Source organism: Amphibacillus cookii (assembly GCF_016908375.1).
Classification (GTDB): Bacteria; Bacillota; Bacilli; order Bacillales; family Amphibacillaceae; genus Amphibacillus_C; species Amphibacillus_C cookii.
Map to the genome: position 1 here is coordinate 62,607 of NZ_JAFBDS010000008.1, position 20,828 is coordinate 83,434.

Here is a 20,828-nt window from a genome sequence, read left to right on the forward strand (position 1 = left end):
GCCTCCTTGATTAACCATCCTCATCTTATTAGCCGTTTTTCATCTTCATCCGAGGATCTAGGATATCCCTCAACCAATCACCGAGAAAGATAACACCTAAAACGGTAATTGTAATTGCAATCCCTGGAAAGGTGGCAACCCACCAACTTGTTGCCACATACTGTCTACCATCACTTAACATGCCACCCCAGGACACGGCAGGTGCTTTAACGCCTAATCCTAGAAAGCTTAATGAAGCTTCTAACACAATCGTCGTTGCAACATTCATTCCAGAAATAATGATGAATGAGGAAAGAACGTTAGGAAGAATATGCTTGAAAATAATCCGTTTCTTTTTTGCACCGATTGCTTGCGCCGCTTTAACAAACTCTCTTTCCTTTATACTCAATACTTCGCCCCTCACAACCCGAGCATAAGGGACCCAACTTGTTATTCCAATCACCACGATTAGCGTACGAAGTCCAGGTCCTACCACTGCTAAAAAGACAAGCATCAGTAAAATAGTTGGAACCGCTAAAAAGGCATCGGCAATCCGCATAATAATAGCATTTATCCAACCGCCATAAAAACCTGCCAGTAAACCAAGAGTCGCGCCAATAAATCCAGAAAAAAGAACCGCACCAATTCCAATAATTAAGGATATTCTTGAACCATAGACGATTCGGCTCCAAATATCTCTACCCAAATTATCGGTGCCAAGAATATGCTCAGCTGACCCACCTTCCATCCACATCGGTGGCTGTAATCTGGCAAGGGGATTAACTTGAGCCGGATCAAATGAAGTAAGCCACGGGGCAAAAACAGCGAGACACGTGACGAGTATAATAAGAAATAAACCAACCGTTCCTGTTTTACTGTTAAATAGTAATTTAATCGTTTTACTTAATTTGCTTTTTCTATTTGAAGCTGATCGTGTGCTTACTTGCTTTTCTTCAAAGGTCTTAGCTAACACGACACGCGTCACCTCCTTAGTTATACTTAATACGAGGATCTAACAGTCTATAGACCACATCTGTTAAAATATTGATGACAATAACAAGTAGAGCAATAATAAGCACAGCCGCTTGTATAATCGCCATATCTTTATTGTTTACGGCCGCCACTAACAACTGTCCAAGACCAGGCCATGCAAAAACAGTTTCTGTAATAAGCGTACCACTGATCAGACTCGTAAATTGAAGGCTCATAATTGTCACTACAGAAATCAGACCATTTCTAAATGCATGCTTACCAACCACAATGGCTTCAATAATACCCTTACTTCTTGCTGTCCGAATATAGTCTTGATTTAATATTTCAAGCATGGTCGAACGAATCATCCGTGTCATTTGTGCAGCTAAGCCCACGCCTAATGTGAACGCAGGAAGCACCATATTTTCTAAGCCACCTCTCCCCGATACTGGGAACATCCCTAACATAACGGAGAAAAATAAAATCAACATAATACCGACCCAAAAATTCGGCATTGCTTTCCCAAGTACCGAGATACCTGAAATAATTAAATCTAAATAGGAGTTTCGCTTCAAAGCAGAGAGAATGCCTAGTGGAATCGCAATAAGGGTCGATATAACCATCGAAACAACAGCTAGTTCAATGCTTGCTGGGAGTCGTTCAAGAACCAACGGAAGCGCTTGTTGTCCATAATGATACGAAATACCGAAATCACCTCTAATTGCATTTGATATAAAAATGCCATATTGAACATAGAGGGGTTCATTTAATCCAAGCGCCTCAGTCATTTCAATCCGATCTTGTTCTGTTGCTGACTCTGGTAACATTAACGCGACGGGATCACCCGTTGCACGCACAAGTACAAACACAAGCATTGAAATAATAAATAAAACAGGGACAATCTGTAAAATAGATTTAAGTAGATATCTAGTCAAAAAAGCACCTCCCTCTTATCATTTGGTTAGGCTAAAGGTAGAAAACGCCTCCCTTTAGCCATCGTTAAAGTGCACTAATCAAGAGAGATTTCTTCAACAATAAACATTTCATCTTCACGCGGGCTATAGTCAAGTCGATCATTCACACCATATATCCCTTCCATTTGGAACAGATAGATAGATGGACGTTCCTCTGCGAAGATCTGTTGAACCTGCTGATACTGACTTTCTCTATCTTCAGGATCCATATTAACAAGCGCGCTTTGTAATAGTTCTTCTACTTCAGGATTATCATAATCTGTTTCATCTTCTGCTTGCTCAGCTAGATAACGACCATAGTTATTGGCTGCGTCATTTAAGGAGTTGCCAATTCCAATCATAAACATCTCATCAAAGTTCTTTGCATTAAATTGCTCATAAAAGGCGGTAGCTTCTAAAATATCAAGATTAACAGTAAAGCCCACCTCGGTTAGCATAGCGGCAATGACTTCTGCATACTCACCATATTGCGCAGCAGATGAGAAACTGATTTCTAAGTCTTCACTCGTATAACCAGCTTCTTCTAACAAACGTTTGGCTTCTTCCGGATCATATAATGACTGTTGATACAAACTTGGATCAGCACCGAAATTACCCGGCGTGACGGATGTTCGCGTTAAAACACCAGCACCACCCGCAATACTATCGACAATCGCTTGTTTATCAATGGCTAAATCAATGGCTTCTCGTACGATTGGATCAGATGTTACATAGCCGTCTGTATGCCGTAAAATCGTTTGAAGCACACGTCTTGTTGGAGCTGTAATAATTGAACGCCCCTCTTCTCCTGCCACTCTATCCATGTCAGCAACAGGGACATTTGCAATAATATCAACACCACCGACAAGTAACTCAGACACACGCGTAGACGCTTCCGGTATCGTTCTAAACACGACGGCATCCCATTCCACTTCACCCTCGTAATAATCTTCATTTTTCACCAGTTCAACCCGATCATCTCTCGTCCAACTACTGAATTGATAAGGCCCTGTTCCAATTGGCTCTTCTAAAAAGTGATCAAATCCATTTTCTTCGATATAGTCTGCAGGTAACATCCCTGAACCCATTCTCGACAATCTATTAATAAAAATTGGATCCGGGTTTTTTGTTACAATGGTTACGGTATAATCATCTTCAATAATGACTTCATCAATTTCTTGATATAAATAATACTGGCTAAGCGCGCTATCTTGAGCTACTCTTTCTAAAGTGAATTTCACATCTTTTGCAGTAAAAGCATCACCATTGTGGAAGACCACATCATCGCGTAATGTTAAACGCCAAGACGTTTCATCAATATTCTCCCAATCAGTTGCTAGACCAGGAATTTTATTACCATCGGGATCATTTTTAATTAAATAATCAAACATATTGATGAGCACCGCTTCACTAATCGTGTTGTTGTTATTATGAATATCAAAACTTTCAATATCAGTAGCGTTTGCAATCGTTAATACTTTTTCATCTTGCTCTACTTCACTTGTACCCTGATCGACGTCTTCTCCATTCCCGGTGTCTTCATTCGAACCACAAGCAGCTACAATGAGTAACACAGTGACTAGCAAGCCAAATAATAGTGGTTTAGTTAAATAATTTTTCACTTTCATATCCCCTTTTTTTATTGTTTTTGTGTTGCTGATCGTTTAAATAATTTAATGCAATGGTTGACAACATCGCCGCACCTAAAGGTAGAGCCCGCTCATCCAAATTAAACTTAGGATGATGGAGTGGGTATGCGGTTTGTTCTTGTCCATTTCCAACCCCTAATCGAAAAAAAGCTGCTGGGATTTTTTTAGCATAGAAGCCAAAATCTTCACCTCCAGTTGATGGCCGCATGTGATGCCAATGATCATCACCCAAAACATCTTTACCACTTTCAATCACTAAATCTAGTAAATCGTCGTGATTTCTTAGTGTTGGGTAATTTTTTTTGTAGGTTAGGATATAATCAGCCCCAAACGCAGATACAACGCCTTTGATCGTTTGCTCGATAAGATGAGGGAGTTGTTTTCTTATTGAATCAGACAATACTCTCACTGTTCCCACCATTCTGACTCGAGACGCAATCGCAGTCCCTATTGTACCGCCCTGAATCTGCCCTATCGATATAACAACAGGCTCTAGTGGATCGGTCATTCTGCTTGAGATGTTTTGTAGGGCGTTAATCACTTGAGCGGCAATCGCAATGGCATCTATACCTTCGTGAGGACGAGCACCGTGCCCCCCTCTCCCAATAATATCTATTTCAAGATCATCTACTGAAGCAAAAGCAATACCTCGAGTCCCACCAATGTGACCAACTGGTAAGCTTGGATAAACATGCAAACCAATGATAGCGTCAACCTTATCACGGTCTAATACACCATCCTTGATCATCGCATCTGCACCTGCTAACAATTCTTCAGCCGGTTGAAAAATAAACTTGATATTGCCGTATGCTGGTTTCTCGATTTCGGTCAATATTTGAGCTGCCCCCATCAAGATACTCGTATGTGCATCATGGCCACATAAATGCGCCTGATTTAGTGTTTGAGAACGATAGCTGACCTGTTTTTCATCTTGAATCGGTAGTGCATCCATGTCTGCTCTTAAGGCAATCGTTGGACCCGGTGCTCTTCCAGCTAACATGCCAACCACACCTGTCCCACCAATACCTGTCGTTACTTTCAAACCTAAACTTTGTAAATGTTCCGCTACAATTGTGGAGGTTCGTTTTTCCTTGTATCCTAATTCAGGGTGCATGTGAAAGTCTCTTCGCCACATCGTTAATTGATCTTCTAAATGTTCTGATCTCATTAATAGATTCTCTGCTAACATAATATCCCCTCCCATACATCGCTTGACATACTTCTTATCTATCAATCTCTGTTTCAAAGACACGCTTGTAAATCGCATCTTTCGCATCGATAATATGTAAAGTCATGATCTCTCTAGCTCTTTCTCCATCTCCTTTTTCAAGTGCCTGAAGAAGATCGGTGTGACCCTCAATATTCTTTTCCTTAACCCTTTGATTATAGGGCATTAAATCTAAGGCAGGATTAATCTTTGTTCTTATTTCTCTTACTGCATTTTCAAAATAATGATTCGCTGAAGCTTTAGCAATCGTCAAATGAAAGCGAACATCCAAAGATCTAAACCACTCTCGCGTACAATCCTCAGTCATGCTTTTTTCCAAGTAATCTCGCAACTGAATTAGCGCGTCTTTGTTCATCCGTCTTGCGGCTAAAAAAGCTGTTTCAGGCTCGATAATGTTGCGGTATTCAAATATTTTTGTTAAACAATCCCATGCTTGACGAATTTCTAGTCTATTTCGTTTGTGGGAATTATCCGTTAAAGGTAAGACAAACGTTCCTCCTTTTGCTCCTAATCGCCTTTCGATTAATCCCCTTCGTTCTAATTCTGCCAATGCCTCACGAATCGTTAACCGACTTGCATTAAATATAGAAGATAGTTCTCGCTCTGTTGGAAGTTGTTCACCTGCGATAAGCTCTTTTAAGATAATGGCTTCTTCTAATTGTTTTAGAATAAAATCACTGACTTTTTTAGAGCTGACGGCTTCAAACTGAAAACTCGAATCTGTTCGCATCCAAATCTCCTTTCTTCCATTAGGAAACCTTGCCTTTGCTCATTCTTCTGAGTAAAGGTGCTAGGTTTCTTATCCATATCACTTTAACATGAAAAATGTTTATGGTTTAAACCTTAAACCTTTATTAAATAACAATATAAGACACCTTTCGACTGAAGTCAATACAATATTCAGAAAATTCTGATAAAGTCTGTTAAATAATCTAACATCAAAATTTCAGAATCAAGGGAGAATACTTTGATATTTCATAACAATATAAAACAAATCTTCAATCAGTGGACATTTTCGTTCTTTGCCCACTGATTGAAGGTTCGTGGAGCGAATCAAGTCGTTAGTTCCCACCTAAATAGATTGATCTCTAATATCTATTTTGAGGTGAACGTTTTACGGACGGTTATCTGTGATGAAATAAGTCGTACTAATAACTTACGGTAAAATAGCAAATGCGCGAACTGGAAATCCAGACGCTTTTTCAAACTTTGGTGCAATCGCAAAAATATATAATTGAATCGCATGTAGAACATCACTCATTTCAACCCACCTCATCTGATATTTTTTGAAACATTTATCTACATATCACGCTTTCTTTAACCTTTAGCAAAGGCTGGATTAATTTCGTTGTAAGGAATTTGTTCACTTTCCAAACGCAAAAAACCCCTTCTAAACAAAGATAGAAGAGGTTAATAGGACATCTATTGTGATGACTCTTCTTATCTTTCAAGCTATAAGCTTGCTGGAATTGGCACAGTACTCTATAACAAGTCTGTTGCCGAGGCTTCAAAGGGCCAGTCCCTCCACCTCTCTGGATAAGATCGCTTAATATATAGATAATGTTAGCGTATAATTTACTACATTTTGCTAACCTTGTCAATGCACATTTTCTAAAAGATCATAATGGATACATGATGTTAGAGGTTCCAGGACAGTGCAAACCTCTACTTTAATCGATCATCCTTCTATTGCGTGTATGTTGTCTATACCGTAACATGATCGCCAATCTTCTTTAAAATCAGCCACCGCTTTGCTTATTGCTGGAAATGAAAAAGCTTGATCTAAAACGTCTGAACCAACGGTCACACTATGGGCTCCATTTTCAACTGCTGCGTTAATTTGTGCTATGTTTTTAAAACTAGCAGCCAAGATCTTTGTCTGACTATTATGATTAGCTATGTCTAAAGAAGCCTTACTGATCACATCTTGTGGATTAATGTTGAAGTTTTCCATTCTATTGTAATAAGGAGCAATGTAGTCAACAGCTGCTTCAATGGCTAGATAAGCTTGAAAGGTCGTATATACTGCTGTAGCTGTTACATTGAAGTGTCGACGCTTTAATTCTCGAATAGCCTTGATTCCTTCTTCGTTAATCGGAACCTTTACATAAACATTGTCGTCAATTCTATCAACAATCATCTCAGCATCTTTTATCATACCTTGGAAATCGTCAGCGACTACTTGAACATGTAAAGATCGTTCATTTCCAATCATATCGCGTATCGTATTCATATGTTTAAAGAAATTAACCTTTCCCTCTTTTTTTATGATCGTTGGATTTGATGTGACGCCTGAAACTTCTACTTTACCTACCCATCGTGTTATCGCTTCCAAATTAACAGTATCTAACATGAGTTCCATCGACTCACCTCCGTTTATTTATGACTTATTATCAACTCAATGGTTTGACTGTTTTAACGGTTGACAATCTTTACATGATAACCTGGTTCAACATTAACAATCGGTTTATTTTCTAAGTAAAGTGTTCCAGGTAATTCAGCCTCTGTTGCGCCATTAAAGTTCAATGTGATGTGCCCTAGTGCTGATAAGTTGGTTTCGACAGCATCACCAATCGCCGTGATTTCATAAGAGGCGTCTCCCAATATTAAACGATCTCCAACTACAAACGACTGATAAATTGTATTGACATTAATAGATAAAGAAAAATCTCTTAATTCATCTGGTGCATCATCACCAAATAAAATGAGCATGTTTTCTGATTTAATATCTTCAACCATCTCTCCTATTTGATTAATCGTTGTTTTGTATTTTGTTATCATAAATTGTCACTCCCTATTTTGTAGAGGGTACCAAACCATTCTATGCTGATACCCTCCATTCTTTATCTTTTTTTAGTGATGAAACGCGTTATTCATACATACCAAAACTTGCAAGATAGGCAATAAATACAGTAGGCGCACCCGTTAAGAAACGTCCATATAATACTGACGGTACACCAACCTCAACCGTTTCAGACTCTGCTTCTGCTAGACCCAAACCAACGGGAACAAAGTCAGCTGCTGCTTGTGAGTTGATCGCAAATAATGCTGGTAATGCTAGATTGACAGGGATATTACCCTTACCAATTTCAACACCAATCAAGGTACCTATAACTTGAGCAATAACAGCTCCAGGGCCGAGAAATGGTGACAATAGCGGGAAAGATACAACTAATGATATTAAAATCAAGCCCCAGATAGATCCAGCATAAGGTGATAAAAATTCAGCGAATAAATCACCAATACCTGATTCAATAATAACACCAATTAACAAGGATACAAATGCCATAAATGGTAAAATTGTTTTGACTACCGTATCAATGGTATCACGTCCCGCTTGATAGAACATACTTACAATTGAACCCATTCCCATTCCGATTTTAGCCATTAATCCTTTAGGGTTCGCTTGCTCACTAATTTTCTTGTCACTTGTATATTTGGTATCCTTTGTATCGCTCTGATCATCAACTATTGTATCCTGCATTTGTGCTTGCTCGTCACCATCAACTAATGTCACATTATCTTTTTTTACACCTGATACATAGATATCTTCTGTAATGTGCTTCGCTAATGGACCACTTTGACCTGTTGACATTAAGTTAATCGTAGGCATACGCTTTTTAGGATACAACCCGCATCTTAGCGTCCCGCCACAGTCAATAATCACACATGCTGTCTCATCTTCTGGCACACTCGTTTTAAAGCCGTTGACGAGTTCTGCCCCTGTTTGTTCAGCTAAGTGATCAGCTAACTCAGGCTTTTCACCACCTGTAATATATACAATTTTATTTTTCTGCTCTGTAGGCTCAATAATTAGGGGACCACCAAAACCGCTCGCGCCCTTTGTAACCTTTACTGCTTGATACTGTTTCATCTTCGTCACCACCCATTTATTATTTTAGTTCGACAGATTTAGATAATTTAACACCTTGCTGTTTAGACACATAATTTGTTGTCAAATCCGTTATCCAACCTCTTAGGAAGTTTGTGAAGATACCGACTAAGAAATAACGTAGAGCAAGTTCTGTTATGCTGTAACCTAACGTTGTAATACCTGCTGAGATCCCTAGAAAGACAAATAACTCTCCTGGGTTCACATGTGGAAATAATCCGTTATGCGTATGACAAGAAAATGATGCCGCTGCATAATAACTTGGTTTATAACGTTCCGGTAAGAATTTACCTAGAGATAGCGTCATCGGATTTGCTAACACGAACGTACCGATGATTGGTAGGACAAAATAGCGTGTAAAGACATTCTTCGATGATTTTTTGGCTAACTTTTCAACACGCTCTTCTCCAACTAATTTAATAATGGCATTCATCGCGACTAATAACATTATTAAAAGAGGTACAATATCTGTTACCATTCCCACAAAAACTTCTCCACCATGACGAAACAAGTCCATGAATTTTTCAGCACCATTAATAATCACATCCATTATGCTCATCCTTTCATACTTTCCATTTTTTTGAAAACAAATGATCTATCCAAGTTTTCTTAACTTGTAGTTCTCCACCACGACGAATAATATCAAAATTACTGATTGCATCATGAATCGCTAACCGTGTTAATTTGTGTTCTTCATCTATTGATTCATTTTTTAAGTTTAAAAATGATTTCCCACTATACCCTTTCATAGCTTTGACTCTAGAGAAAATCGTGGTCCCCTGCATTTTGCTCGCTTTCAAAATTGTGTTTTGATCATCGATCGCAAACATAACAACGGTTCCAGCTTTAAATAAACCCGTATTCTTTCCAATGACGACGCGTCCTAAAGACCTTAACTGACTGTATTTTCTATTAAAATGTCTGATTTGCATGAAACCCAAAAGACTTTGTAAAAGCCAACTAGCACCAATTAATACAAGAAGTGGCCAAAGCATGATCGTCCTCCTCTTACTAAATTTTTATTATATAGATCGCCTTAACCTTTGATTAAAGTCGTTTACATCTTCTGATTGAGCAAGACGTTTGATTAGATCAGGTTGGTTTGCAATTTTAATAATTTCATCGTAAATTTTAACAAGTAGATTTTCCATTTCCGTATTTTCGGCTTCTGGTATACCCAATAGTAAGATAAGCTTAATAGACTGATCATCTGATGGTACAGGCACATTACCAACACCTATCGCTAACATGAGTTTATTAGTATCTCTATTAAATGTATGAGGAAATGCAATGTCACAACCAATCACCATAGACCCTTTGCTTGTTCGATCTCTTAGCCTATCAAGAAACCCTTCATCTAGATAGCCATTTTGCATAAGATTCCCTACCATTTGATCAACATTTTCATCATACGATTGATCAACATTAAGTTTAAAAAACAGGTCTTCCTTTAATAAACTGGACAAGATATAATGATCTTTAGTCCTATTTTGCAAGCCATAACGATGGATATATTGAAGCTTTTCGACTTCTTTTTGTACTGTTTCTGAATCAAATATTTCACTAATTGTTACCGATGGAACATACAGCGTGTAGGGTAATTCTATAGTTGAAAAAACAATATCGTATTGATTTAGTTTTTTCTCCGTTATTTCTTTTTCAGAGTATAAATCAAAGGCTATTTCCGTACTGAATACTTTTTGTAATTGAATAGACAATAACCTTGCTGTTCCTCGACCTGTTCCACAAACAATGGCAGACTTTTTAATCTTAACCACTTCCGACTCACTATGTGAAATGAATATTTCAAAATAAAATGATAAGTACCCTAACTCATGATCTGAAACAACAAAATCATAATAGTCATGAATGACATCACCAGCAACTTTAGCCATCTGAAAGGCCGCAGGGTATTTACGTTTAATATCCGGTAGAAGCGGGTTATTCACTTTAATCCCAAAGGTTAGTCGATTTAATAAGAATGTCAGATGATATTTAAAATCTAAAAAGAAACTGTGATTTTTGGTTAATACATCTTGTGTGAAACCGATCTCTTTAACGATCTCTTTTACAATGTCATCAACTTGTTCAGGAATTTCTACTTTTGCAAGTGAACGATTACTTGTTGGTGTACGCCGACCTGAAATTGGAATCGTTAAAAATAGAATCTCTTTTTCTGAAATTTTAATCGGTAATCGCTCTTCTATGCCTAAGGCAAACTCTAACGCAATGTCAAAGTCAGGAGATGAAAAAAGCGGTTTGAATTTTTCATCTAAGGTTTCAATTTCATAACCATTCAACACACGATCAAGAAGAATGATAATAAATTGAATCATTCGATTTTCAGTTACTGTTTCAAAGTCATGCACGGTACATAACCTACGCGTCATATCCACGATATCTTGATCTAATGGATAGTATCCATACATCCAATCAAATGCATTATCAAGAATAAAAAAGCGTAAGTCTAACTCCTCACCCTTTAAATAAATGCCTTGATTAGGCTTTCCCTCGATCTTTAATCGGTAAGATGAAAGTAATGAGTTTGCTTTTGAAATCTCGTTAATCAGTGTTGTTCTTCCCAGGTTCATATTAAAGGCGATCTCATCAATAGTGATTTGCTCATCATTTTGTATCATATATTCGATCAGGCTACCTAAACGATTCACTTTCGAATCGGGATCAACCGTCTGTTCAACTGATGCCATAAATTCATCAAAGTTAGCTTGGTCATAGACAAGTAAATGAAAGCCTTGTCCACGTTTATTGATAATTTCTGCATTTGATTCTAATGCTTTATTCGCTTCTTTAATATAATTACGGATTGATCGTGTACTAACGTTCATTAAATCAGCCAAGATATCCAAGCTTACATATTCTCTTTTACTAATATGACGAATAAGCTCAATTGTCTTTTCACCGATGAATTCATCACTCATTTCTTTCACCCCCCCTTTTAAAAGAGCATTTGTTACCCGCGCGACTTCCCACCCGAAATATTATAGGTGGTTCCTGTAATATAGCTTGCTCTTTTCGAGGATAAATAAAGGACAAGATCACTAACTTCTGTCAATTTACCTTCACGACCTACTGGAATCGATTTGCTATAATCCGTATTTAAACCGTCGACACTCGCACCTCGCGTATAAGCAAGTGCTTCATTATAAGCCTCTGTTCTTAAACCAGTCTCTTCTAAAACACCCGGTGCTAAGCCGACAACACGAATATTAAATTTACCTAATTCCTTGGCCCATGCGCGCGTAAATGAAATGACCGCCCCTTTTGTTGCCGAATAACAACTTTGACCTGCTGACCCTTCTTGCCCAGCCTCTGAAGCGACATTTACAATTACACCGGATTGATTCTCTAACATGATTTTTGCACATGCTTGAGCGAATAAAAATGGACCTTTTTGATTAACATTAACCATCAAGTCAAATGTTTCTTCGTCAAGTTCATATTCAGGTTTTTGGCCGCGATCATCTACTAATAATTGCGGAATGTTCACACCTGCATTATTGACGAGTATATCAATTGTCCCAAACTTATCAATGGTCTTTTTTACCACCCCGTCGACTTGGTCTTTCTTTGATACATCGCACGGTAAAAAATAAACACCGTCTTCTCGTTCATCTTCTTCACTTTTTAAATCAGCAATAACAACTTTTGCACCTGCTGATTGGAAGCCGTCGACAATCGCTGAACCGATGCCCGACGCTCCACCTGTGATAATGACAACTTTATCTTTCACGTCTAACCAATCTGTCATAACCATACATCCTCCCTTTACTTTCTCGTCACTTGATGACGCTTTCATTATAAGGCGAGAAGACTACTCGATTAATACCGACATTTTCACACTTTTTTGAAAACGTTTGCTACAATGAAAAATCTAACAAAAAACGCTAGCAAGCATTCATAAGCTAACTAACATCATTACAATTTTCTATTATCTTAATTCATCATCCAGTGGGCAATGCCATCTAATACTTTTTTCTTATCCGTTTGTCAATATTATAAATAAGTAGTTATTTAAGAAAAGATCTTATCTTATACAAAAACGCTCCTTCATCCCATTTCAAGCAATGGTTGAAGAAGCGTTTTTGTTTTATGCTTTATGACGGTAACTTGAATTATGTGCTTTTAACGTTTTGTCTTTGCCAAATAGAAAATGCTTCTCCATATCAGGAGAATATGTTGAATTGATCGTTTCGATACCAACCGCTTCTGCAACTGCTCTAAGCATAGCAGGAGACGCTCCACAACAAAGGCCGATATAATTAATCCCGATCTGGTGGGCTTCTTTTGCCCAGTCTGCTAATTCATATCTATTATGATAAAGTGGGTCTAACGATGTTGGAAATGTCGTCTCTGTTGGTAAATGACAGCTGCACCCACCATCAGGTAAGTTGAAAAAGGTAGGGTGTTCATTTGTCGTCCGGTACGGGATCGGTAATCCACCGACATAACCATCTACTTCTTCACGAATCCGTTTTAAATAAGGTTGCATCGTTTCAGGGCCACGGAAACAGTTCATTCCGACCACGAGTGCCCCTTTTTTCGAAAGTACCGCGCAAGATTCTTCCACCGTGTAACCATCTCGCATCATATTCTCACCCATTAAACCTAATGTCACAACCGCAGGTAAATCCTGCTTTTGAATCTCTTCTAATGCAATCACCGCTTCTTCATGATAATAAAATGTTTCCGCATTAATGAAATCGACCGCCTCTTCTTTGCACCACTCAAGCATCTCTCGAAACATGTGTCTGACTTTGTCTTTAGATTCTCGGTCGTCCGGATCAAAAATGTTTGTATTCGAAATATTACCAGCAACTAATGCCTCTTCGGTCGGATGTTCTTTTGCGACTTCTTTCGCTAAACGAATCGCGGATCGATTTAACGGCTCTAGTAAGTCTTCCTTTCCGATGATACGCATTTTTTCACGATGCGCATTATAAGTAAAGGCAAGTACCACGTCAGAACCCGCATTCATGTAATCACGATATGTTTGCTTTAAAACGTCTGGATGCTCTAGTGCCACTTCTGGCACAAACGATCCAGCTTGTAAGTAACCTCTACGTTCCATTTCAAATAAATACCCTTCACCTACAATAACTGGGCCATCCTTTAACCTTTGTTCTAAAGATCTTTTCTTTGTCATCATGTTATTGCTCCTCTCCATATTTCAATGTAAAGGTAGTGTAGCACTAGAATACGGTGATAGCCTAACACTAAAAACCTATTGTTTAATATAGTTTAAAACTATACCGCTCCTAATTCTTCACTAATTATGTCTCTTAAATAGTCAATATAACGCGTAGCTAGCGGACTCATAATCACATCTTTACGCTTAATAAAACCTACTTCAATCGATTCGTCGACTTGTAATGGGATGGCTATCACATCATCATTATTAATGTCATAGCTGATGATTCCTGTTGAAATGGTATACCCATTCAGGCCAATTAATAAGTTAAATAATGTCGCACGATCACTCACTCGAATATTTTTTGGTCTTGTGATCGTATTAAGAATTTCCTCAGAAAAATAAAAAGAATTGTGATCGCCTTGTTCAAATGACAAATAGGGATATGGTGTTAAATTGTCTAACGTGACATAGCGTTGCTCGGCAAGCGGATGGATTGAGCTAATAAATACGTGCGGTTTTGCGTTAAACAATGTTTGAAAAATCAAATGACCTTCCGTTAAAAACTTATGGATCACTTTCCGATTAAAGTCATTCAAATACAAAATCCCAAGTTCACTTCGTAATGCTTTGACATCTTCAATAATCTCAACCGTTCTCGTCTCCCTTAATACAAAATCGTATTCATCGAGGGCTTCATTTTTTAATAAGTTAACAAACGCACTAATCGCAAATGCATAATGTTGAGCAGTGACAGAGAAATGGTGCTGGGGTTCTTGCGTTTGATTAAGGTAGCGATTCTCAAGTAATTCTGTTTGTTCAATCACTTGTCTTGCATACCCTAAAAACTCTGAACCTTCTATCGTTTCAACTATCCCTTTACTCGTCCGTAAAAAGATCTCGATGCCTAGTTCAGTCTCTAACTCTCTTATTGCATTTGATAGACTAGGTTGACTAATATATAAATTCTGGGCAGCCTTGCTAATCGATTGATGCTTTGCCACTTCGATCGCATATTTTAATTGAAGTAATGTCATTGAAGTCCCCCTTTCTATTCTGATGGAGCTACAGTTCAAGATGCTTCATAACAGATGGAGCATCCTATAACTTACGGTAAAATAGCAAATGCGCGAACTGGAAATCCAGACGCTTTTTCAAACTTTGGTGCAATCGCAAAAATAGATAATTGAATCGCATGTAGAACATCACTCATTTTAATCCACCTCACTTTATATTTTTGCCATCATTCATCTACATAGCGCACTTTCTTTCCTCAAGGTTTAGCAAAGGCTGAATTCGTTTCGTGCTCGTACACCTAAAAAAACACTCGCTCGCCTTGTAAGGCATCTGTTCACTTTTCTAATCATTAGGTGTTTTAATATTTTCCAAACGCAAAAAACCCCTTCTAAACAAAGATAGAAGAGGTTAATGGATATCAATTATGACGACTCTTCTTATCTTTCAAGCTATAAGCTTGCTGGAATTGGCACAGTACTCTATAACAAGTCTGTTGCCGAGGCTTCAAAGGGCCAGTCCCTCCACCTCTCTAGATAAGATCACTTAATATATAGATATGTTAGCGTATAATTTACTACATTTCGCTAACCTTGTCAATGCGCATTTTTTCAAAAGGCTTTGTTAAAGTTTAATGGTGATATGATTTTTATTAAAATCTTACCTAAAACTCCCCTATAGTTGGAGGATATGCCTTCACAACCTCTAAGCATAAAACGAACCTTTAATCAGTGGGCGTTTCACGGATGGTTATCTGTGATAAACGCTAAAGAAAATAGCTTATCCCTTATTTATTAAATATCACTTGGGCAATTTGCTTTTCACCATTTTTCTCAAAAATCTTATACGTCTGCATGCCTAATTTTTCTGCAACCTTCTGTGATGATCTATTTTCGAGTGTGGTATATGAGAATATCTTGGAGTAGTTTAAAACATTAAACGCATAATCTCTACAGGCAGTTGCGGCTTCTGTTGCATACCCTTGATTCCAATACTTCTTTATAATATGAAAACCAATCTCTGGTACTATTTCATTCTCTATTGCTTGCATTGTAATGCCACAGTCCCCAATAAATGTTTCCCCACCTTTCAGAATAACTGCCCATAAACCATGATTATATTTTTTATAATTATCAATATTCCATTGGATCCATTTTTCCACTCCCGTCTGATTAAACGGGTTAGGATAGTATTGCATTGATTCTGGATCTGAAAGAACTTTAGCTAACTCTTGGATATCTTCCTTAATCAGTTCCCTAAGATACAGTCTCTCTGTTTCGATTACTTTCTTCATAACCACCTCTACTCCCAATACTTTTTTCCCTATTCTTGCACTAATCTACCCTATTAGTAGCATAAGATATTATGTTACATCACAAATTTAGTTAAGTTCATTTTATCATAAAACGAACCTTCAATCATTGGGCATTTTCGTTCTTCGTCCATTGATGGCAGATGCGTTGAGACATTAACATCCGTTATCACCCACCTTAATAGATTGACCTCTGTTCTCTTTTTTTAAGGTGGGATTTTACGACCGGTTACCTGTGATAAACTTCATGATTTCAATTACATTGAATACACGTTAAACCAAAATCAATCTAACCCGTATTTTTAAAAAAATATTGGAACAATATTTGTTATTTTATTAAAGTTATATAGTAGATAATGTTATTATTTAATTATGAAATATTGGAAGGAGGTGAGCAAGTGCTAAAGAAGCTTTTGACAGTGTTTAGTATGCTAAGTCTAGTATTTTTGATATCTGGTGAATTTTCAGATTATTCCATCTCCGCTTCAGAAGAACACCACCATTCAGCTACAAATGACAACGACCACACTTTGACGTCTACTAGGAGTCGAACAATTTCTGTTTATAGACTATACCGGCTGACAGAAACGATACCAGCAACGATTAATTATAATCAACGGGGTTGGTCAGGTACATTACGTCGACAAAGCATAGAACGAGATCCTGGGGGACAACCGGTTTATATTGTGCATTATAGCGGTACCGTTAGTTGTCACGGCACATGTGTCCTTTCATCCCCTCATTTGTTGGATGAAGTGTAACAGTTGTAAAAGGAGAAAAACAGAGACAATCGGCATCATTTTTAGAATAGCTTATTTTATAGAGGGGGGATTATACAACAGGGGAATATGAACAGATCCCTCCTTTTTCCCCGATACATAAAACGCCCCTTCAATACAGTGGGGTTGTTCTGCTTCCACTGATTGTTAATTCAATGAATCAGGACATTGACGTCCGTTAGCACACACCTCTACCGATTGACCTCTGTTCTCATTTTCAGGTGGGTGTTTTACAGACGACTATCTATGAAAAATGAAACGATTAAAGAATATGGAGGTTTAATATGGTTTCAAAAATCGAATGCGTCGATCTAACAAAGTCATACCAGGGTGATGGTGTTGAAACCACAGCTGTCCACAAGCTTAATCTCTGTTTTAAAAGAAACGAATTCACCTCGGTCATCGGTCGATCTGGCTCAGGAAAATCAACATTACTGAGTCTTTTAGGGACTTTAGATCGCCCAACTAAGGGGAAAATTTTGTATGATGGAGAAGAAATCGGTGCGAAAAGTCATCGGCGCTTGGCTGACTTTCGCTTTGAACAGGTTGGCTTTGTCTTTCAACAATTTCACCTGTTACCTACATTAAATGTTTTGGAAAATGTATTAACTCCTTTATTTGGACGCAAGGTCTCCTATCATAAACACATGCGTGCAAAAGAAGTGTTAGATTACGTGGATTTGCAAGATAAGACGACTGCATTGCCGTCACAATTATCTGGTGGGCAGCAACAGCGGGTGGCGATTGCCCGAGCGATTATCCATAAGCCGAGTTGGTTACTTGTAGATGAGCCAACAGGCAATTTAGATAGTATTGCGAGTGAGCGTATTTTCAACCTATTAAAGCAATTACATCAAGATGATGGCTGTGGTGTTATTTTTGTTACGCATGAATCAAACTTAGCTGCTCGGACAGAGCGAATCATTACCATGCAGGATGGATGTGTCATCAAAGATCAAGTTGGTGTGCCTCTATGATCCACTTTATTTGGAAAAATTGGAAGCGCAAAAAAGAACGGCTTTTTTTACTACTGCTAGGTGTCGTGGTGATTGCAGCGGGCTTGTCTTATTTAGTTGGATTGTCAGATCGAAATCAGCTGACTATTACTGAAGAGCTCCAGCAAAGCTGGCAATCATCGTATCATATTGTGGTAAGACCAGCTGGAACTAGAGGTGAAACCGAGCATGATGATCTGTTAGACACGAATTTTTTGAGTGGGATTTCAGGGGGGATTTCTACTGCTCAGTATGAACAAATTAAAGCGATGACTGACATTGAAATGGCAGCCCCAATCGCCTTTATTGGCCATGTCTATTTTTTTCTAGAATTTGATAAACCTAATATAACAGAACCTGGTCTATATCGCTTTACGTCAGAGCATATTACGGGTGATGGCATTAACCAGCTAACGGATAGACATACGTCGTATCAATCCGTTAATGATCATCCGGGAGATTCAAATTTTATGGCAGACTACTACCACCCCTTAAATGAAACACCTAATCTGATCATGCAATCTCAGTTACTTGCAGCAATTGACCCGGTTGAGGAGGCTGCACTAGTCGGACTTGATCAAGCCATTCTCGATATTGGCAATGGTCGGTACTTTAGTGATCAGGATCAAGCAACACCTATTGCAGAAAACAGCTATTCATACCGTTTGCCAATTTTATTAAGTAATCGATCTTATACCGATTCAGAGCTTGTTTATACCTATGAAAAACTGGAAGTTGAAATTGATGACAATGAAAGCCCTTCTCAAATTTATCAACGTCTTGAATCCTTGGGAGGGCAAACGTATTTAGATCATTTAGACGGTGAGCCCGTTGAACAATTTCGCTATGATGATTATCAACTGTTTTCTTATTTCGCTAACAGCCTTTCACGTTATGATCTAGAGACAGGTGAGGCTTATCCAGCAAGTGCGCTGCTCCAAGATGATTTTCAGTTATTTATGAAAGTAGCACCGCTAGCATATGAACAAAAGGAAAGCCCATTCCCAGAGCAGTGGCCGAACGCCTATCGACTTAAAACCGTAACGATTGATTCTACAATTAATGATCAAGGACGTTTTACTGGCTACCGGAATGAAGAGCGTTTTGATCAATCACTCCCCTTCATTAATCCCGAGTGGATTGGCTTTTATGATCCGAGCGATTTAGATATTGCACAAGACCCAACAACAGAGCTACCTATGGAAACTTATCGCCCGATTCGTGCGGAGCTCGTTTTTAATCCGGTCTTACAACCATTTAATCCACCCATTCCGTTAGAGCCGATTGGGGAAGGCTATAGCTTTTTAACTAGTCCACCAAGCATGCTAACGACGCTGGATCATGCGGAACAAATTCTTGGTGATCAGATTATCTCAGCGATTAGGATTAAAGTTGAAGGCGTTGAAGGATTAACGGAGCAAAGTCAAGCAAAGTTGGAACAGATTGCCGAGCAAATCGAACAGCAAACCGGCTTGATTACTGACATTATGCTGGGATCATCACCTCAACAAACCTTGGTGTATCTACCGCAATCAGATACTGATGCAACAGAAGGCTGGTTTCAGCAGCCTTGGATTAAGCTGGGTGCGGCAATGACGATTTTCCGGGAAGCAACACTTAGTTATACCACTATTTTACTTATGACCATTGCTGTTGCCGTCTTGTACGTTTGGGCAACAGGATTAATTAATCTACAAGCACGAAAAAAAGAATTCGCGATCCTCTTAGCTGTTGGCTGGCGCCCAAGGCAAGTGGGGAAGTTGCTATTAACTGAATCTGTATGGTTAGGTGGGTTAACCGCACTTATCTCATGGCTGATTCTCGGTTGTGTTTATTGGAGTGAAGGCGTTCGTTTTTCACTAATTCGTTTTGTATTAGCAGGGATAATCGGTTGGATTATTTATCTACTCGGCTCCATTTTACCAATCATGATTGCTAGCAAGATTTCACCGATACAAACGATGCAACATGGGGAGATCATGACATCGAGCAAAGGGGTTTTACCGACAATCGGCGTTATAACAATGGCTCTTAATCACTTTTTCAGAAAATGGAGACGCTATGTCTTATCTGTTGTGACGATTGCTTTACCCTCGAGTCTATTAACGATTTTCTTGTATATCACACTGAGACTACAAGGCGTTATGTATACGACTAGCCTCGGGCAATATATTGCCATTGATGTCGGTCCAGTCCATTATACAGCAGCTATTGTTGCGCTTGTCATCGCACTATTAACGACTGTCGAAATGATTTGGCAAAATGTCAGTGAACGCCAATCCGAACTAGCGATATTAAAAGGGGTGGGTTGGCGGACTAATCAAGTGCGTTTACTTATTTGGCTTGAAGGCTTTTTTACAGGTCTGTTTGCAAGTGTCATCTCAGTTGTTATTTCTTTTTGTATCAGTTCCTGGCTTGAGCAGGCATGGACAAGTGATCGTATCGTCCATTTATTTTGGACTGGATTCATCCCACTTGTAGTTGGGTTAATCGGTTCAGTCATTCCTGCAGAAAGAGCCGTTCGACTAACACCGGTCCACGGCATCTACTCAGGGTATTCTAGTAGAGCAACGCTGGAAAAATGGCTAAAATGGTTCGCAATCATTGGGATTTTTGCATTGATCATTACATTTGTATGTATGCTCTTCTTATTATTTTTATGATTTGATCTTGCATAGAATCAGTAATTAATTGAAGTTTCTCCTAGCCATTTAAATCCGAACAACAAGTAGCGGAGTAAAATAAGCCCCGCACATATATAAAACGAACCTTCCATCAGTGGGCGTTCTCGTTCGTCTCCCACTGATGATTAGTTGAGTGAATCAGGACATTAGCGTCCGTTATCATCCACCTCAATCGATTTGCTCTATTCTCTAATTTGAGGTGGGGGTTTTACGGACGGTTAG

18 protein-coding genes and 2 riboswitches are annotated in these 20,828 nt (G+C 38.6%); of the genes, 3 read left to right on the plus strand and 15 right to left on the minus strand.

Annotated elements, in window-relative coordinates; genetic code table 11:
* Positions 1 to 28: 28 nt before the first annotated feature.
* From JOE23_RS12250 to JOE23_RS12320, 15 genes are all read right to left on the minus strand, one after another.
* Positions 29 to 952, minus strand: a complete 924-nt coding sequence (locus JOE23_RS12250; protein WP_204438776.1) for an ABC transporter permease subunit — start codon at positions 950 to 952, stop codon at positions 29 to 31.
* Positions 953 to 968: 16 nt separating this feature from the next.
* On the minus strand, positions 969 to 1,886 hold the full coding sequence (locus tag JOE23_RS12255) for an ABC transporter permease (protein ID WP_204438779.1): 918 nt from the start codon (positions 1,884 to 1,886) through the stop codon (positions 969 to 971).
* Between the two features lie 74 nt (positions 1,887 to 1,960).
* The gene (locus JOE23_RS12260) at positions 1,961 to 3,526 is read right to left on the minus strand and encodes an ABC transporter substrate-binding protein (protein ID WP_420827541.1); all 1,566 of its coding nucleotides are present in this window, start codon (positions 3,524 to 3,526) and stop codon (positions 1,961 to 1,963) included.
* The gene (locus JOE23_RS12265; protein ID WP_204438782.1) at positions 3,507 to 4,742 is read right to left on the minus strand and encodes a M20 metallopeptidase family protein; all 1,236 of its coding nucleotides are present in this window, start codon (positions 4,740 to 4,742) and stop codon (positions 3,507 to 3,509) included. Before JOE23_RS12265 ends, JOE23_RS12260 begins: the two co-directional genes overlap by 20 nt.
* Before the next feature lie 34 nt (positions 4,743 to 4,776).
* On the minus strand, positions 4,777 to 5,511 hold the full coding sequence (locus JOE23_RS12270) for a FadR/GntR family transcriptional regulator (protein ID WP_204438783.1): 735 nt from the start codon (positions 5,509 to 5,511) through the stop codon (positions 4,777 to 4,779).
* Between the two features lie 707 nt (positions 5,512 to 6,218).
* A riboswitch (SAM riboswitch) is annotated at positions 6,219 to 6,324 on the minus strand.
* Between the two features lie 135 nt (positions 6,325 to 6,459).
* Positions 6,460 to 7,143: a fructose-6-phosphate aldolase gene (locus tag JOE23_RS12275; protein ID WP_204438784.1), complete on the minus strand. Its 684-nt coding sequence runs from the start codon at positions 7,141 to 7,143 to the stop codon at positions 6,460 to 6,462.
* A gap of 53 nt (positions 7,144 to 7,196) precedes the next feature.
* On the minus strand, positions 7,197 to 7,562 hold the full coding sequence (locus tag JOE23_RS12280; RefSeq protein WP_204438785.1) for a PTS glucitol/sorbitol transporter subunit IIA: 366 nt from the start codon (positions 7,560 to 7,562) through the stop codon (positions 7,197 to 7,199).
* An 88-nt stretch (positions 7,563 to 7,650) separates the two neighbouring features.
* The gene (gene srlE / locus JOE23_RS12285; protein WP_204438786.1) at positions 7,651 to 8,655 is read right to left on the minus strand and encodes a PTS glucitol/sorbitol transporter subunit IIB; all 1,005 of its coding nucleotides are present in this window, start codon (positions 8,653 to 8,655) and stop codon (positions 7,651 to 7,653) included.
* Between the two features lie 19 nt (positions 8,656 to 8,674).
* Positions 8,675 to 9,223, minus strand: a complete 549-nt coding sequence (srlA, locus tag JOE23_RS12290) for a PTS glucitol/sorbitol transporter subunit IIC (protein WP_017470370.1) — start codon at positions 9,221 to 9,223, stop codon at positions 8,675 to 8,677.
* Positions 9,224 to 9,236: 13 nt separating this feature from the next.
* Positions 9,237 to 9,668 carry a transcriptional regulator GutM gene (locus JOE23_RS12295; protein ID WP_204438788.1) on the minus strand — a complete coding sequence of 144 codons (432 nt, stop codon included), beginning with the start codon at positions 9,666 to 9,668 and terminating at the stop codon, positions 9,237 to 9,239.
* A gap of 27 nt (positions 9,669 to 9,695) precedes the next feature.
* Positions 9,696 to 11,612: a BglG family transcription antiterminator gene (locus JOE23_RS12300; protein WP_204438790.1), complete on the minus strand. Its 1,917-nt coding sequence runs from the start codon at positions 11,610 to 11,612 to the stop codon at positions 9,696 to 9,698.
* Between the two features lie 32 nt (positions 11,613 to 11,644).
* Positions 11,645 to 12,442, minus strand: coding sequence for an SDR family oxidoreductase (locus tag JOE23_RS12305; RefSeq protein WP_204438793.1), 798 nt, complete (start codon positions 12,440 to 12,442; stop codon positions 11,645 to 11,647).
* Positions 12,443 to 12,781: 339 nt separating this feature from the next.
* A complete protein-coding gene (locus tag JOE23_RS12310; protein WP_204438795.1) occupies positions 12,782 to 13,837 on the minus strand; it encodes a homocysteine S-methyltransferase family protein in 1,056 nt (351 codons plus the stop codon).
* A 101-nt stretch (positions 13,838 to 13,938) separates the two neighbouring features.
* Positions 13,939 to 14,859 carry a LysR family transcriptional regulator gene (locus JOE23_RS12315; protein ID WP_204438798.1) on the minus strand — a complete coding sequence of 307 codons (921 nt, stop codon included), beginning with the start codon at positions 14,857 to 14,859 and terminating at the stop codon, positions 13,939 to 13,941.
* A 414-nt stretch (positions 14,860 to 15,273) separates the two neighbouring features.
* Positions 15,274 to 15,379: riboswitch (SAM riboswitch) on the minus strand.
* Between the two features lie 244 nt (positions 15,380 to 15,623).
* Entirely contained in the window at positions 15,624 to 16,130 is a 507-nt protein-coding gene (locus tag JOE23_RS12320; protein ID WP_204438800.1) for a GNAT family N-acetyltransferase, read from the minus strand.
* 416 nt (positions 16,131 to 16,546) lie between these two features.
* On the opposite strand from JOE23_RS12320, the gene JOE23_RS12325 reads away from it, so the two are divergent.
* The 3 genes from JOE23_RS12325 to JOE23_RS12335 all read left to right on the plus strand — a co-directional run bounded on the left by JOE23_RS12325 (position 16,547) and on the right by JOE23_RS12335 (position 20,585).
* The gene (locus JOE23_RS12325; protein WP_204438802.1) at positions 16,547 to 16,909 is read left to right on the plus strand and encodes a hypothetical protein; all 363 of its coding nucleotides are present in this window, start codon (positions 16,547 to 16,549) and stop codon (positions 16,907 to 16,909) included.
* Between the two features lie 302 nt (positions 16,910 to 17,211).
* Positions 17,212 to 17,904, plus strand: a complete 693-nt coding sequence (locus JOE23_RS12330) for an ABC transporter ATP-binding protein (protein ID WP_204438803.1) — start codon at positions 17,212 to 17,214, stop codon at positions 17,902 to 17,904.
* Positions 17,901 to 20,585: an ABC transporter permease gene (locus JOE23_RS12335; protein WP_204438804.1), complete on the plus strand. Its 2,685-nt coding sequence runs from the start codon at positions 17,901 to 17,903 to the stop codon at positions 20,583 to 20,585. The genes JOE23_RS12330 and JOE23_RS12335 overlap by 4 nt, the downstream gene beginning before the upstream one ends.
* Positions 20,586 to 20,828: the final 243 nt, after the last annotated feature.